The sequence below is a fragment of the Bacillus sp. FSL K6-1000 genome, from assembly GCF_038630785.1.
GTDB classification, from domain to species: domain Bacteria; phylum Bacillota; class Bacilli; order Bacillales; family Bacillaceae; genus Bacillus; species Bacillus safensis.
In genome coordinates this window covers 3,662,977-3,677,561 of record NZ_CP152042.1, presented here as the reverse complement: position 1 = coordinate 3,677,561, position 14,585 = coordinate 3,662,977, and the positions used below count along the sequence as shown (strand labels likewise).

At 39.1% G+C, this 14,585-nt stretch carries 12 protein-coding genes; 8 read left to right on the top strand and 4 right to left on the bottom strand.

What is annotated here, in order from left to right:
* Nucleotides 1-78 precede the first annotated feature (78 nt).
* Nucleotides 79-999, top strand: a complete 921-nt coding sequence (locus MHI46_RS19065; RefSeq protein WP_260775056.1) for a LysR family transcriptional regulator — start codon at nucleotides 79-81, stop codon at nucleotides 997-999.
* Between the two features lie 40 nt (nucleotides 1,000-1,039).
* Here MHI46_RS19065 and MHI46_RS19060 read toward each other — a convergent pair whose 3' ends face one another.
* Nucleotides 1,040-1,936, bottom strand: a complete 897-nt coding sequence (locus tag MHI46_RS19060) for a PhzF family phenazine biosynthesis protein (protein ID WP_251180867.1) — start codon at nucleotides 1,934-1,936, stop codon at nucleotides 1,040-1,042.
* A gap of 306 nt (nucleotides 1,937-2,242) precedes the next feature.
* On the opposite strand from MHI46_RS19060, the gene MHI46_RS19055 reads away from it, so the two are divergent.
* Nucleotides 2,243-4,444: an Ig-like domain-containing protein gene (locus tag MHI46_RS19055; protein ID WP_251180868.1), complete on the top strand. Its 2,202-nt coding sequence runs from the start codon at nucleotides 2,243-2,245 to the stop codon at nucleotides 4,442-4,444.
* A gap of 73 nt (nucleotides 4,445-4,517) precedes the next feature.
* Nucleotides 4,518-5,108: an Imm64 family immunity protein gene (locus MHI46_RS19050; protein WP_342503029.1), complete on the top strand. Its 591-nt coding sequence runs from the start codon at nucleotides 4,518-4,520 to the stop codon at nucleotides 5,106-5,108.
* Between the two features lie 45 nt (nucleotides 5,109-5,153).
* Here MHI46_RS19050 and MHI46_RS19045 read toward each other — a convergent pair whose 3' ends face one another.
* Entirely contained in the window at nucleotides 5,154-5,864 is a 711-nt protein-coding gene (locus MHI46_RS19045; RefSeq protein ID WP_024427601.1) for a GntR family transcriptional regulator, read from the bottom strand.
* 155 nt (nucleotides 5,865-6,019) lie between these two features.
* Here MHI46_RS19045 and MHI46_RS19040 point away from each other — a divergent pair, with 155 nt between their 5' ends.
* From MHI46_RS19040 to MHI46_RS19030, 3 genes are all read left to right on the top strand, one after another.
* On the top strand, nucleotides 6,020-7,918 hold the full coding sequence (locus tag MHI46_RS19040; protein WP_342503028.1) for a beta-glucoside-specific PTS transporter subunit IIABC: 1,899 nt from the start codon (nucleotides 6,020-6,022) through the stop codon (nucleotides 7,916-7,918).
* Between the two features lie 9 nt (nucleotides 7,919-7,927).
* The gene (gene bglA / locus MHI46_RS19035) at nucleotides 7,928-9,367 is read left to right on the top strand and encodes a 6-phospho-beta-glucosidase BglA (protein WP_144246078.1); all 1,440 of its coding nucleotides are present in this window, start codon (nucleotides 7,928-7,930) and stop codon (nucleotides 9,365-9,367) included.
* 151 nt (nucleotides 9,368-9,518) lie between these two features.
* A complete protein-coding gene (locus MHI46_RS19030) occupies nucleotides 9,519-10,499 on the top strand; it encodes a restriction endonuclease (RefSeq protein ID WP_048238280.1) in 981 nt (326 codons plus the stop codon).
* Between the two features lie 4 nt (nucleotides 10,500-10,503).
* On the opposite strand, the gene MHI46_RS19025 is transcribed toward MHI46_RS19030, so the two are convergent.
* Complete coding sequence (locus MHI46_RS19025) at nucleotides 10,504-10,665, bottom strand: hypothetical protein (protein WP_024423995.1); 162 nt, start codon at nucleotides 10,663-10,665, stop codon at nucleotides 10,504-10,506.
* A 161-nt stretch (nucleotides 10,666-10,826) separates the two neighbouring features.
* Here MHI46_RS19025 and MHI46_RS19020 point away from each other — a divergent pair, with 161 nt between their 5' ends.
* Together MHI46_RS19020 and MHI46_RS19015 are read left to right on the top strand one after the other, a co-directional pair.
* Nucleotides 10,827-12,062 (top strand): TerD family protein, encoded by a 1,236-nt coding sequence (locus tag MHI46_RS19020; RefSeq protein WP_260775052.1) that lies wholly within the window; start codon nucleotides 10,827-10,829, stop codon nucleotides 12,060-12,062.
* Between the two features lie 588 nt (nucleotides 12,063-12,650).
* Entirely contained in the window at nucleotides 12,651-13,265 is a 615-nt protein-coding gene (locus MHI46_RS19015) for a hypothetical protein (protein WP_039182765.1), read from the top strand.
* 309 nt (nucleotides 13,266-13,574) lie between these two features.
* On the opposite strand, the gene MHI46_RS19010 is transcribed toward MHI46_RS19015, so the two are convergent.
* Nucleotides 13,575-14,471 carry a LysR family transcriptional regulator gene (locus MHI46_RS19010; protein ID WP_260775051.1) on the bottom strand — a complete coding sequence of 299 codons (897 nt, stop codon included), beginning with the start codon at nucleotides 14,469-14,471 and terminating at the stop codon, nucleotides 13,575-13,577.
* Nucleotides 14,472-14,585: the final 114 nt, after the last annotated feature.

Genomic DNA, 14,585 nt, shown 5'->3' with positions numbered 1-14,585 from the left:
ATCTAACTGAAGAAGAGTGCTTCAAAAGCACTCTTCTTCAGTTCTATTTAGAACAAATCACAATTCTTTCAAATACTAATGGAAACTAAAAATGAAATCTATAAACGAAATAAAAACAAAGAGGTGAGCACACTGATCACATTCCAATACAAAGTATTTCTAACAGTTGTCGAATGCGGCAGTTTTACAAAAGCTGGGGAGAAGCTTGGGCTGACGCAGTCTGGGGTGAGTCATAATATTGCGAAGCTTGAGTCGGAACTCGGGATTGTGCTGCTTCGACGGAATCGAAACGGGCTGTCGTTGACGGACGCAGGTGAGCGGGTGATGCCGCATATCCGGCAAATCTTGCATCATGCGGCATTACTTGAGCAGGAGGCGGCGCTAATTCAAGGGATGGAAGTGGGGAGCATCAAGATTGGGACATTCCCTAGTTTTTCTTCAAATGTTCTACCACGCCTTATTCACCGTTTTACGCAATGCTATCCGCATATCAAGCTGGAGTTATATGAAGGTGGTTATGAGGAGATTGAGGAATGGATTGCTTCAGGCACGGTTGATGTTGGATTTTTAACGCAGTCATCGAGGGAATTCGAGACCATTCCACTTTTTCAAGATGAATTGGTGGTGCTCATACAAGAGAATCATCGCTTTCATACGAAGAAAGTGATTGAAGTTGACTCGTTACATGATGAAGCCTTTATCATGCCGAAAGCGGGTTGTGACATTCTCGTTAAGAAGCTGTTAAAAGAAAGAGGCGGCGTGAAGCCTCATGTTCTGTTTGAAATTGAAGACAACAATACGCTCATTTCTATGGTTCAAGAAGGATTGGGGGTCACAATCATTCCAAAATTAGTTTTGCCGCCGCACATATCTCATACGAAAGTCATTCCACTGGAGACGAACGTCTATCGCGAGGTCAACCTGGCGTTCAAATCGTTCAAGGCAGCTTCCCCATCGGCGAAAAGATGGATTGAAACGGTCAAAAGTCATTTTAAATAGAATCAGCTTGAGCAGGAGGTCTCCCATTCAAGCTGGTGTTTTATAAAGTCAACACGCCGCGGATCGTGATGACAGCTGCGCCTGCCACTTTGATCACTGGCTTTGATTCATTTGGAATGACTGTGATTCGAAGCAAGCCAGGTCTGCCGATGGTATCCCCTTGGGCAATGTTCAGGTGAGTGATTTCTTGTTGAGAAATGATGCCCTCCAAATAAAGATATCCAGCCAATGCCCCGTTTGCTGCCCCCGTCACAGGATCTTCCGGTATACCAATCCCAGGTGCAAAATCCCTCGTATAAAGATCGCATTCTTTTAAGGGGTGAAACGTATAAAGGTGGGTTGTCGAGATGCCATGCTCTTTATTCATTTTAGCTAAAGCCGCTAAGTTCGGTGCTGCTTGATCAATGTCCTGTTGGTGCTTCATCGGAACAAGAAGATGCCAGTTACCGGTGTTTGCTAATTTGATAGGAAAGGATGGATCAATGCGGTCACTGCTCACACCAAGCATGTCACTAAGCTCTTCTAAATCAATGACAAAATCAATCGTCTTCGGTGTCACCTGCGTCATTTCCACATCAACAACCTTGCCATTTTCTTCGTGCCATACGACAGGAACATTGCCGATCTTTGTTTCTAACACGACCCCTGATCTCTCTTTAGCCAGCCCTAGCTCCGTCGCCAGAAGCCAAGTCAATCCAACAGTCGCATGCCCGCAAAAATTGACCTCTTCCGTCGGCGTGAAGTATTTGACCCGATAATCGGCTTCCTTATCATGGGCAGGCAGCAAGAAGACGGATTCCGGTAAATTCAACTCCTTGGCGATGCTCTGCATGTCATCTTCTGTTAAAAACTCACCATCCAACACCACCCCAGCGGCATTTCCTCCAAATTTCTCAGTTGTAAACGCATCGACGTGGTACACTCTAATGTCTCTCATCTGATGACCCCTCCTATGCACTCTTGTTACGTTTATCATAAGTTTGTTTGATGCATTCGTAAAATGAATCTTTTTGATAGGTTGAATTTATTTAACTTATGTAAGCGATATCAATTATATTAAACATTCAATTTTTATAAAGAGATGAGAGATGAATTGTCAGATAGAATAACAATTTAACCTTAAATTAAGGTCATTTAGACTAGTTAATTCACAATAAAACATTTTCCATCTTGTGTATTTAGTAGTTGAAATGTACAATATTAACATATAAAAAACATTAAAAGGAAAAGAGGGAGTATTTTTGTGAATAAAGTCCTGAAAATGATTAGATACATTTTATTTATCATGATAATGTGTGTAATTACACCAAATCATGCAGTGGCTTCAGATAATGACACGGGTGAAATTCAAACCACTGTGGATCGCTATCAATATGGGGATAATTATCTGACAGGAAAGACGAAACCTCATGCAACAGTAGCATTTATTTATTGGGGAACTTACGGAGGTAATAATTGGAAATCTCAGTATGCACACTATGCAAAGGCTGATGATAAGGGGAATTTTAAGTTGACTGCCCGATACTATAGTTCAGGTCAAACACTTGATTTTGCTGCATTTGACGAAAACGGGAAGAAATTTGCTACCAAAAAAATATTGGTTTTCAAAGGTTCATATAGCACCTTAGATGAAATTTTTGATACTTCCCATGAATTAACTGGGAAAACGGTAAAAAACACTAAAGTTGAGGTCTTCAAAGATGGTCAGGTTATTGCATCTGGCACATTCAATGATGAAGTCAAATTAGCATTACCTAGTTTGCCAGCTGGCACATTTTTATCAGTGAAATTAACGACAGGTAGTAATGTTGATATATACAAAAAAATGGTTCAAGCCAATCAAGTTTCTTTCATCTCCCCATCAAAATGGTCAACATCTTTTAAAGGGAAGACAGGAACTCCAGGGGCAAAAATAGCATTAAAGAGTAATGATCTTAGTGTCACAAATAGACTTATGACAACAGATAGTAAAGGAGAGTTTATATTCAGTTTAGACAAAGAAACAAGCAATAAATTGAATAAAAATTATTTTCAAGTACTCGAGCCTGTTTACGACAATGTCATATTTGAAGCTCAATTTAATTTAAGATCGACAGCTCCAACCATTCATCCATTTACTCAGCTTTCAACTTCAGTGAGTGGAACCGCAACTCCTGAAAGCATAATCAACATTTTAGATGGAGAGGGAAGAGTCATAGGTGAAGGTCAGACAGACTCTAATGGCGTCTATGATGTTCCTGTTTCAAAGTTAATCGGTGGTGACTTAATTACAGTCAAGTCGTTCATGGCTGATAATCCTAGTGAAACAGATCAATCTCAGGAAGATGTACAGAAAGTTTTTGTGGAAGAAATCGATGATTCAAGTGATACCATTAATGGCGTCAGTACCTTTGGTCATCAAGCTGTTGTAGAGGTGCAATCTAATTCATTGAATAACACAGTAATGGCAATGTCTAAGCTCAGCACAAAAGCAGTGAAAAAGAAATATGGACCATTCTCCATTACACCGGGTAAAGATTTCAAATTAAAAACGGGTAAATTACAACAAGGGTCTAAAGTAACGATCACGTTGCTAAGCGGAAATAGAAAGGTCGCTCTGCCTGCCGTAACCGTCAAAAAAGTCGTCACATCTCCACTTGCAGCATCCCAAGTGAAGGTGACGAACAACAAAGGGAAAAATGATACGGTGACGATAAAAGGAATCAAAAAGCAATCAGTCATCAAAGTTTTTAAACAAGCCTCTGGTGGAAAAGCGATTGCCCAACAGGCTGCATCTAGCTCGAACCTGACGATTTCCTTGAAGCAATTGGGTCAAACAAGTGGAACGCTTTATATCAGTATAAAAGAGCCTGGTTTAAAAGAGGGAAATCGAGTACCAATTCGTTATCAAGGTGAAAAGTCAGATGCTTTAAAAGCCAGCCAAGTCAAAATCAATAATCTTAAAAATAAAAATGACATCATTACAGTGAGTAAATTGAAGAAAAAAGATGTGATTAAAGTCTACTCAACAAGCGGGAAATTACTATCCACATCAAAACCTGCTACCAGCTCGTCCATCAAATTGTACGTTAAACAAGTTGGGACTAAGAGCGGTAAAGTGTATATCACGCGTAGCAGCGATAAGATGCTGGAAAGCGGAAAGCAAACCATTTCTTTTAAAGGTGAGCCGTCTGCTTCGTTAAAAAGTAATCAAATCAACATCGTGAACAACAAAAAGAAAAAAGATGTGGTCACGGTTAGTAAACTCACAAATCAAGATGTTGTCAAAATCTATCATTCTTCAGGAAAGCTTATGGGGAAGTCAACAGCTAATAAAGGGAAAGTTGTAAAAGTCACTTTCAAACAACTAGGCGCTAAGGGAGGAAAACTCTACTTTACCGTCACTGGGAAAGGCATGTCGGAAAGCAGTAAGACTGTAAAGGCGTTTAAAGCTGAAAGAAAATAATGGTTCATAAAAAGGGTAGGTTCGAATGAACCTGCTCTTTTTGGGATTAAAGAAAATAGAAAGCGAGGGATGAATGATAGCTCTAGGTGGATACATCAATATCGGACTCGTTTTTTATGAGACCATTCATATACCAAATACTTTTCGCCAATTGATTGATTATCTAGTCCAAAAAGACATGTCTATGACCAAAGTAAAGTTTAGTCTGGACCCTGACGGAGAAACATGGATTGAACACAGTGTTAAAGAGAACATCCTCAAAGACGATGACTTTTCAGGTTATTATACAGAATTTGAATTGTCGGGGTCGAAGCTAAATGATATGACCATCAACATACAAAAAGAAACAGGTTATGTAGGGTTCGTTATCTGTTTAAAGTGGACAGAGGTCGTTTCTCATGATGTCATTCATCTTCAGCAGGAAATCATACGCTGTCTTGTGGATCTTTATCATACGATAACGTTTGAATATGCGTTCATTGGACATGAAATTGAAGTCGAGATTCATCCAGATAAGTTTGAAAAGTGCCTGCAAGACCAGCATGCTTTTCCAGTTGCTCTAATTGGGAAAGGAAATCACATAGATATTTATTATGGTGATGTGGCGATTGATGATCTTTCTTCTCAAGAAAGAAGGATAGAATGTTTAAAGGTTAAAAGCTAATAGTAAAAAAGCCTCCTGATACTCTCAGGAGGCTTTTTCCGTCCATCACCCATAATAATTATTCGCTTGAATAAAAAATTGGGATTGCATGTAGTTATACGTGATTTTCGAAAAGTCGAAGGGCTGGCCGTTTGTGAGGTGAAAGACCGTCTCGACGCGGAGGGCGGGATCGTCTTGTTTGAGGCCGAGGTGCGTCGCTTCGGTTTCATTCAATTTGCCTACTTGTAAGTACATATCGGAGAAACCGACTTTGAGTCCCAAACCTTCACTGACGAATTTAAAAACAGAATCGGCGGCAATTTCTGTGTTGAGATAAGGAATGATCGTTTTTCGGTAATAGGATTCTTCTAAACATAAGGTTTGTCCGTTGATGTAACGAATACGTTTTAGATAAAAAACATCTTCATCTTGTTCAATGTTCAAATTAAGTGCAGCTTCTTCGGACGGCTTGATGGTGTCTAGCATTAAAACCTCTGATGTCAGTTGAAATTCCTCTAAGTCTTTTTTAAACCCTTGGTTGGATAAAAGACTGATGTAGCCCTTGCGCCGGTGTCTTCGAACAAAGATGCCGCTGCCCCTCACTTGATAGATAATTCCTTTTTTTTCGAGTAATTCTAACGATTTGATAATGGTACTCTTGCTCACAGCAAATTGGCTCATGAGTGTTTCGAGTACAGGGAGCTTATCCCCTTGTTGCATCTCATGGGTGACAATATATTTTTCAATATCGCTCGCAATTTGTTGATACTTTAACATGGCTATTCCTCTTTGTTTTCACGATTTATTGTCTTTTTATTATAGCACATACCAAATTTCCTTTGATATGCTATTTAAAATTATATATGTATTGATAAATTGTACCGGTATAATTATAATGTACATATACTAGTAGTGATAAAGGGGGGTTTTATATGTCAAAAGTGAGGGACTATCAAAAGCTTGCAGAAGACATCTTAGAGGCAGTTGGCGGAGAAGAAAATGTGGTGAGTGCTACAAGATGCGCCACGCGGCTGCGTTTGGTCTTAAAACGTTCGAATCCAAAGGCAAAGGAAGCAGTCAATGCGATGCCTGGCGTCATTACCGTGGTGGAAAATGGCGGTCAATTTCAGGTCGTTATCGGTCAGCATGTTGGTGAGGTATATGAGCATTTTTCAAGCCTTGTTCAGCTGCAGCCGTCTGATGATGATCAGCCAAATGAAAACAAGGGAACGGTGCTGAACCGTGTCATCGCGACCATGTCTGCTGTGTTTGCGCCATTTGTGTATATTTTGGCAGCAGCAGGTATTTTACAAGGTGCACTTATCCTCATTAATTTATTATTTCCAAGCTTCTCGAAAACGGGAACGTATGAAGTCTTTAGCTTTATTTCATGGGCACCGTTTACGTTCTTGCCTATCTTTATCGCCATCACAGCAGCCAAGCATTTTAAAACGAATATGTATATCGCTGTAGCGTGTACAGCAGCGCTTGTCAGTCCAGCTTGGACGGAGATTGCTGGACGCGTGGCCTCAGGGGAAGGCGTTACTTTTTTAGGCATAGCGTTATCTGAAACAGTTTATACGTCATCTGTTTTGCCGCCGCTATTCTTGGTATGGATCCTTTCATATGTAGAGAGATTTTTAAACAAACGCATTCACGAAGTGGTCAAACCGTTATTTGTGCCATTTATCTGTATGGTTGTCATGGTTCCGTTAACGATTCTATTAATTGGTCCTCTTTCAACAGCCGGTGCAAATGGGATTGCAAACGGATACAATGTCTTAGCGGAAAATGTACCAGCTTTAGCAGGTGCTATTATCGGAGGATTCTGGCAAGTGCTTGTCATTTTCGGTGTTCACTGGGGCATTACACCAATGGTGCTCGCCAACTTTGAACAATATGGACGTGACTCCTTCCAGGCATATCAAACCATCGCTGTTATCGCTCAGGTCGGCGCAGTGTTAGGGGTTATTTTAAAAGCAAGAAACCGCGAAATACGAAAAGTCGGGGTTTCAGCGGGAATCACGGGTCTCTTTGGAATTACTGAGCCTGCGATTTATGGGGTTACCCTGCGTTTCAAAAAACCATTTATTTTCGGATGTATATCTGGAGCGGTCGGTGCCATTGCTGCCAGCTTCTTTACGCCTTATTACTTTGCGTATGCAGGTTTGCCTGGTCCACTGACGATTGTAAACGGAATTAGTTCAGATTATCCAACATCGGTCATCGGCATATTGATTGGTGTCGCAATTGCGCTGATCTTACCAGTTGTGCTTATTCAAATGTTTGGTTATGGAGAAGATACAGTGGAACAGACAGCCGGTGCAACGTCTGATAAAGAGCAAGTTGGAGAAAAAATGAATGCTTCGATGAATAATGAAGAAACCATTCCTGCACCGCTTGCAGGGAAAGTGATCCCGTTATCTGAAGTGCCAGATGCCGTATTTAGCTCGGGGGCGATGGGCAAAGGGTTTGCGATTGAACCGACAGACAACAAGCTGTATGCACCGTTTGACGGTAGTGTCGTCATGCTTGCGCCAACAAAGCATGCGATTGGACTGCGTTCAGAATTCGGGGTGGAGTTACTAGTTCATGTAGGAATTGATACGGTTTCCCTAGATGGCTCAGCATTTACTCTGCATATCAAAGAAGGCAGCAAGGTGAAGAAGGGTGACTTGTTGATGACATTTGATCAAGAAGCCATTGAAAGCAAAGGATTAAAAACAATCACACCAGTCATCATCACCAATACACAAGCGTACGAAGATGTGATTGTAGAAGAACAATCGACATGTCAGCCAACAGACGTCATGATCACAATTGTGAAATAGGAGGAATAAATAATGACATTACCAAAAGATTTTCTATGGGGCGGAGCATTAGCTGCACATCAATTTGAAGGTGGGTGGAACGAAGCTGGAAAAGGCCCAAGTGTTGTAGATGTGATGACAGCAGGTGCTCACGGAGTACCGAGACAAATAACTGAAACGATAGAAGAAGATAAATTTTATCCGAACCATGAAGCGATCGATTTCTACCATCGTTATAAGGAAGATATCGCAATGTTTGCCGAAATGGGTTTAAAATGTTTACGTACATCGATTGGCTGGAGCCGGATTTTCCCTAAGGGAGATGAAGCAGAACCGAATGAAGCAGGTTTACAATTTTATGATGATGTATTTGATGAACTGCTCAAGCATGGCATCGAGCCTGTGATTACGTTGTCTCACTTTGAGATGCCGCTCCACTTAGCAAGAGAGTACGGCGGGTTCCGCAGCCGAAAAGTCGCTGAGTATTTCGCGAAATTCGCAGAAGTATGCTTCAATCGATACAAAGACAAGGTCACATACTGGATGACATTTAATGAAATCAATAACAAAATGGATGTCAACAACCCACTATTCCTTTGGACAAATTCAGGGGTATCAGTCAAAGAAGGCGAAAATGCCAAAGAAGTCATGTATCAAGCAGGACATCATGAATTACTTGCAAGTGCATGGGCAGTAGCCAAAGGAAAAGAAATTAATCCTGCTTTCCAAATTGGAGCGATGGTGTCACACGTGCCAATCTATCCATATTCCTCAAACCCTGAGGATGTCATGCTGGCAGAGGAATATATGAGACAGCGCTATTTCTTCCCAGATGTACAGGTGCGAGGCTACTATCCGAGCTATGCATTAAAAGAATTCGAACGCGAAGGCTATCACATTCCATTTGAAGAAGGCGATGAAGAAAGCTTAAGAAAAGGAAAAGTGGATTATCTAGGCTTTAGTTACTACATGTCGACAACGGTTAAAAGTGATACGGTGTCTGATCACAACGGAGACATTGTCAACGGAGCCCTGCCGCATGGTGTAGATAACCCTTATATCAAATCAAGTGACTGGGGCTGGTCCATTGACCCGACAGGCTTAAGATATACATTGAATCGTTTTTACGATCGCTATCAAATCCCGTTATTCATTGTAGAAAATGGATTTGGTGCAATAGATCAAGTGGAAGAAGACAGTTCTATTCACGATCCAGAAAGAATTCAATATCTCGCTTCTCATATCGAAGCACTGAAAAAAGCCATTGAATACGACGGTGTCGACCTTATTGGCTACACACCTTGGGGCATCATTGATATCGTGTCATTCACAACAGGCGAAATGAAAAAACGCTACGGCATGATCTACGTTGACCGCGACAACGAAGGAAACGGCTCAATGAAGCGCCTCAAAAAAGATTCGTTTACTTGGTATCAAAACGTCATCGCAACGAACGGTGAAGAAGTGTAATAAAGGAAAATAGAAGCCCGGACGAGCGTGGTATATGCTTGTTCGGGTTTTTGCGTTCTTTCAGAAAAATTGGTGTGTATATCCTTTTGTTCACTAGATATAAGTCTTATAATTTAGTAAGAAGAAAAGATTGGAATGGGAGAGATTTTAAATGACAAAATGGTGGATGGTTCGTGCAGGAGACCAGAATGATTTAATTCCGATGTGGGAAGAGAAAGGCTTAGCATCAATCGGTTGGCCGAAATTAGGTAATCCAAAACAATATCAAACAAAGCAAGAGATGAATGCCCGAGCTGATGTTATCTTCCCCGAGAGCAAACCGTTTACAAGAAGAAGCTGGGTTAGTCAGGTATGGAGGTTTAGTAGAGAAATTCAAAAGGGAGATCGAATTATTACATACATAAAAGAAAGCCGTGAATATCGAGTTGGTACGGTGATTGCTCCACATTTTTTTGATGAAGCAGCAGGGGATAAAATGTATCCAAATCATATTCAAGTCAACTGGGAATCAATCGCAGTGAAACGAGATTCTCTCAGCCAATCAGCCAAAAACAGCCTCGGTTCTATATCAACTGTTTTTCGTGTAGATGATTGGGGAGAAGAAATTGAACACCTACTGAAAAACCCTACTTCTATACCAGCATCCGAAGATGAAACCGAAGAAGATGAAATTATTGAAGATTTAGTCAGCAAAGCAACTGTGATGATTGCAGATAAGGTGGATAAATTAGACCCGTGGAAGATGCAAGACTTAGTTGGGGGCCTACTGCAAGCTATGTCATACAATGTTCGTGTGAGTCCAAAAGGTCCTGACGGCGGTGTAGATGTATTAGCTTATAAAGATGCATTTGGATTTGAAAAACCTATTATTAAAGTACAAGTCAAGCATCGTAAAACTTCAGCCAGTGCACCAGAAGTGCAACAATTATTAGGAGCTAACCCCATGAATGCAAATAGTTTATTTGTTTCTACTGGCGGATTTACCTCTCATGCAAAAGCTGTTGCGAAGCATAATGAAGTTCATCTATTGGACTTAGAAGAACTCGTGAATCTTATTGTACAATGGTATGAGGACATGCCAACAGAGACAAGATCTTTATTACCTTTGAAAAAAGTGTATGTGCCTGAGTGATTTTTCATTGTTTAAGTTTTATTAATGCCTGAATACAAAGAAAAAAGAGAGTAATAGCGACAAAATAGTTCATTGGATTGTGGAATATCTTAATGTTCAAGGATATTTGAAGAAGAATCCAAAAGCCGAATATCACCATAACAGCAGGAATGATTTTTTTATACATAATAATTCTCCTTTCGAGAGTAGTTTGTTTTTAATTGGCATTGTCTCATATCATTGCAGAGATTGAAATGAGATAAAGATATTCATAGGTTCTATTATATAATTTGGTATAATTGATCTATAAAAGCGATAAATGGTAGATATAGAATAGGAGTTGTTGAAATGAATCAAACTCTGCAAATGGGTGCCAATACTGTACTAAACTCTCCAAAGGGACAAGTATCCATCAGTTATGAAGTATCATCTGCAATTGATATTTCTTTAACAGCGTTTCTCTTAACAGATTCAGATCTAGTTCAAGGAGATCATGGCATTATTTTTTACAATCAGCCGGAGAGTGCCACGGGTGTCGCGACACTTTTACCAGCAGAGATATCAGGTCAGTTGAAAAGGCATCAATTGAATTTTGATATGAGCAAAGTGCCTGCTGGAATCACAAAGGTGGCGATTACACTAACAGAGGATCAAGGAATTGGTTTTTCTCAAGTGAAGAATCTGCAAGCAGAAATTCAAACAGGCGATGAGGTACTATACCTTACACCAGTAAGCTTTACAAATGAAAAGGGTATTGTCGTAGTAGAGCTATATATCAGAAATGGTGAAATGAAAGCACGATCCATCTGGCGTGGCTTCGATTCTGGATTAGAAGGGTTATGTCAGCTTTTTGGGGTAGATGTTGAACCTGATGAACAGGATGTTTCTACACCTCCTCAAATGACTTCTGAAAAACTAATTGATGAGCCTGCTCCAATGAAGCCAGCTGCTAAAGAGAAAGTCGCTGCACCAATTAGCTTAGAGAAAGTTCAAGGTAAAATTAGTCTAGACAAAGGTCATAAACCGATCATCATTGAAAAAACGCCTGAGATTACAGCTACAGTATCCTGGGAGTCTGGAACCGATTATGATATTTATGCATTGGTTTATACAAAGTCAGGAAAACAAATAGATGTGGCCATGTTTGGCGCAAAAGGTGTTCCTGCTCTCAAAAGTTACGGTAACGGGGCTGTAGAGCATATGGGAGATGTCGGTAGAGACCGTGAATTGATGAAAACAGAAGTCATTAAATTACGGTTAATTGACGATATTCTTGCTATCGTTCCGGTTGTTTATTCTGCTCAATCAAACGGAACAGGTTCCTTTTATAGATATAGGGTATCTATGAGTATCGATAATCACCAAGGAACGTCTGTGACAATCCATGCCAAACATGCGAATGATAATGATCGGATTTATTCTTGTGTGCCGGGTATGCTTCAAAATACAAATGACGGTGTGATCATCCGTCCGCTAGAGCTATACAGCAAACCAAATTCCGAGCGCAGACCTAAATTAAAAATGAAGTCTTCTAATGAAATTGATGTTTTGATGGATAAAGGACCAATCAATGATTATAAATAAAACGAATGTATGGCTAGCTGGCAATTAGAAAACATAAGGTTTTGAGTATAGAAATCCTAAAAAGAAGAAGCAGAAGAAAGCACTTAATGAACGAATTAAGCTATATGAAACTTCCAAAAATTCATTTTTAGATCATTTTCTTGAACAGATCAAATTTGCAAATGGATATGGTGATTTTATTTTAGTCGCAGAGAGAGTTTTCATTTTGGATTATGCATAGAGCGAACGGAATATTATTATGAGCTAAGTATTTGGGGTGTATAAGAATTAAAAAATATGTAATAAGAGACGCGATTTATTTGAAGCATAGCTTGATGTGGAAAGATCTATGATAACGAAAATAATAAGCTTCTTTAATTAATTTTGATCAAAATATAATTCTATATGAGTATGTTATTCACCCGCTAAAATAATGCCTAAAGTCATAGTGATTGGTTTAAAAAAGAATTAATTGAGTATAAAGATCTAATTTTTTTGTTAAAAATTTCTTCTGTCAGCCGATATAGATATTATCATCCAAAAATGTGCGTTTCAGGAAATAGATTTTGTGATGAAACACTATATCGTTATGAGGGAAGGAAGTTTAAAATGAAGTTTTTAAAGAAAAGTTGGAAGTATATTGTGGTAGCCATTGTTGCAATGTTTATCGGATCGGCAATGTCTGGCTCTTCACCATCAAAAGCAAGTGAAAAACTAAAGAAAGAAAACGAAACTCTACAGAAAAAAGTAGATGAATTAGCTCCATATGCAAAATTAGCTGAGGCTGATGCAAAAGAAAAAATGGAGAAAATAGAAAAGAAAAAAGAAGAAGAAGCTAAAGCTAAGAAAGAAGAAGAGAAAAAGAAAGAAGAACTAGCGAAGAAAAAAGCTGAGGAACAAGAGAAAAAGGGTTACGATACTGGCATCACTTACGAACAATTGGCTAGAACACCTGAAAAATATAAAGGGAAAAAAGTGAAATTTAAAGGTGAAGTTGTCCAAGTCATGGAAGGTGACGGTACGACAGAAATAAGAGTAGCTGTAGATGAATATTACAATGATATTGTTTATGGTGCTTATCAAGCTGATCTCGTCAAATCACGAGTTTTAGAAGGAGACGTAATTACTTTTATGGGTACTTCTGAGGGTGTCATTACATATGAATCCACGACAGATGGTAACATTACAATTCCAAGCGTAAGTATTGAGAAAATCGAAAATTAAGGTTTTCTATCGAATACTTAAAAAGCTTTTACTTGGATTAAGAGTCAGCCGTCAAAGTTTTTGAAAAAGGAGTGGCCGCCTGCCACTCCTTTTTTGTATCAATTCCCCTCAAATTTAAGCAATTCACTATCTTTACCTTTCTCATTCATATAAAATAAGAGCAGTGAAAAATTGAAGAAATGCTTGATACATGAAGGGCGTGTAAGCTGTGAGCTGCATGACATGATGAGATGTATGAACGTGAAGGCTGCAAAGCTGTTCTTCCTCTGTTCGGTTTTTTTGTATGGAGTCACCCAGACTCCTCTATACTTAATAATCGGTGTAGTTGCTCTGTTCCTCAAAAAACTTCAAAAACTCTTTTGTCGAAGCTGATAAGTAGCTATTTGATCTCCAAACTAATGAAGGATCTGAAATCCATGGATGATCTTGAATGGAGATCTTTTTAAATTCTTTCGTAAGTGGATGGTTGACCATGGATAAAGGTAAGATTGTCGCCCCGAATCCTTTTCTGACTAAACTGAATAACATAGCAGAGTCGTGACATTCACATAATATATTAGGCGTTAATTCTAACTGTTGAAATGTATCAACTATTTGATCAAATAATCCCACTCCCTCTGTTGGCCGAAGTAATAAAAGGGGAATTTCAGAAAGTGTTTGTATGCTTATTTCTTTTTCATCTATCTTATATCCTTTAGGGACAACTAATACACAAGGATCTGTATACAAACTTTTCACTTTCATATCTTTTTTAGGAAAAGGTCCTCCTGTAATCGCAACATCAATTTGCCGATTATTCAATAATGTCATTAAGTGAGCAGAGTTTCCTTCCCAAATATTAAATTTAACATGCGAATGCTTTTTCCTAAATTCGGTAAGAGCTGAAAGTAAAATCGGTGCACAATAAATAGTAGAACCAATTGAAAGAGTCCCGCTTATTTCCTCACTAAATTCTTTAATTTCATGAATAGCATCCTCCATGCTATAAACTATTTCTCTAGCCTTTTTTAAAAAAAGTTCTCCCTGAGCGGTTAGAGTGACTTTCTTCTTTTTATTCCTTTCAAATAAAACAACACCTAATTCATCTTCCATCATTTTTAATTGCCTGCTAAGTGGCGGCTGAGCCATATGCAGGGATTCTGCAGCTTTAGAGATTGTACCTTGTTCTGCAATGGCTATAAAATATCGCAGTTGTCGAATATCCATATGTCTTCTCCTGTCTTTTTATACTTTGTAAGTATTATATATAAACAATATGAATATTATCAATATATTAAACTGGAGAGTATACTTTATTTAGAGATATGAATCATTAATATT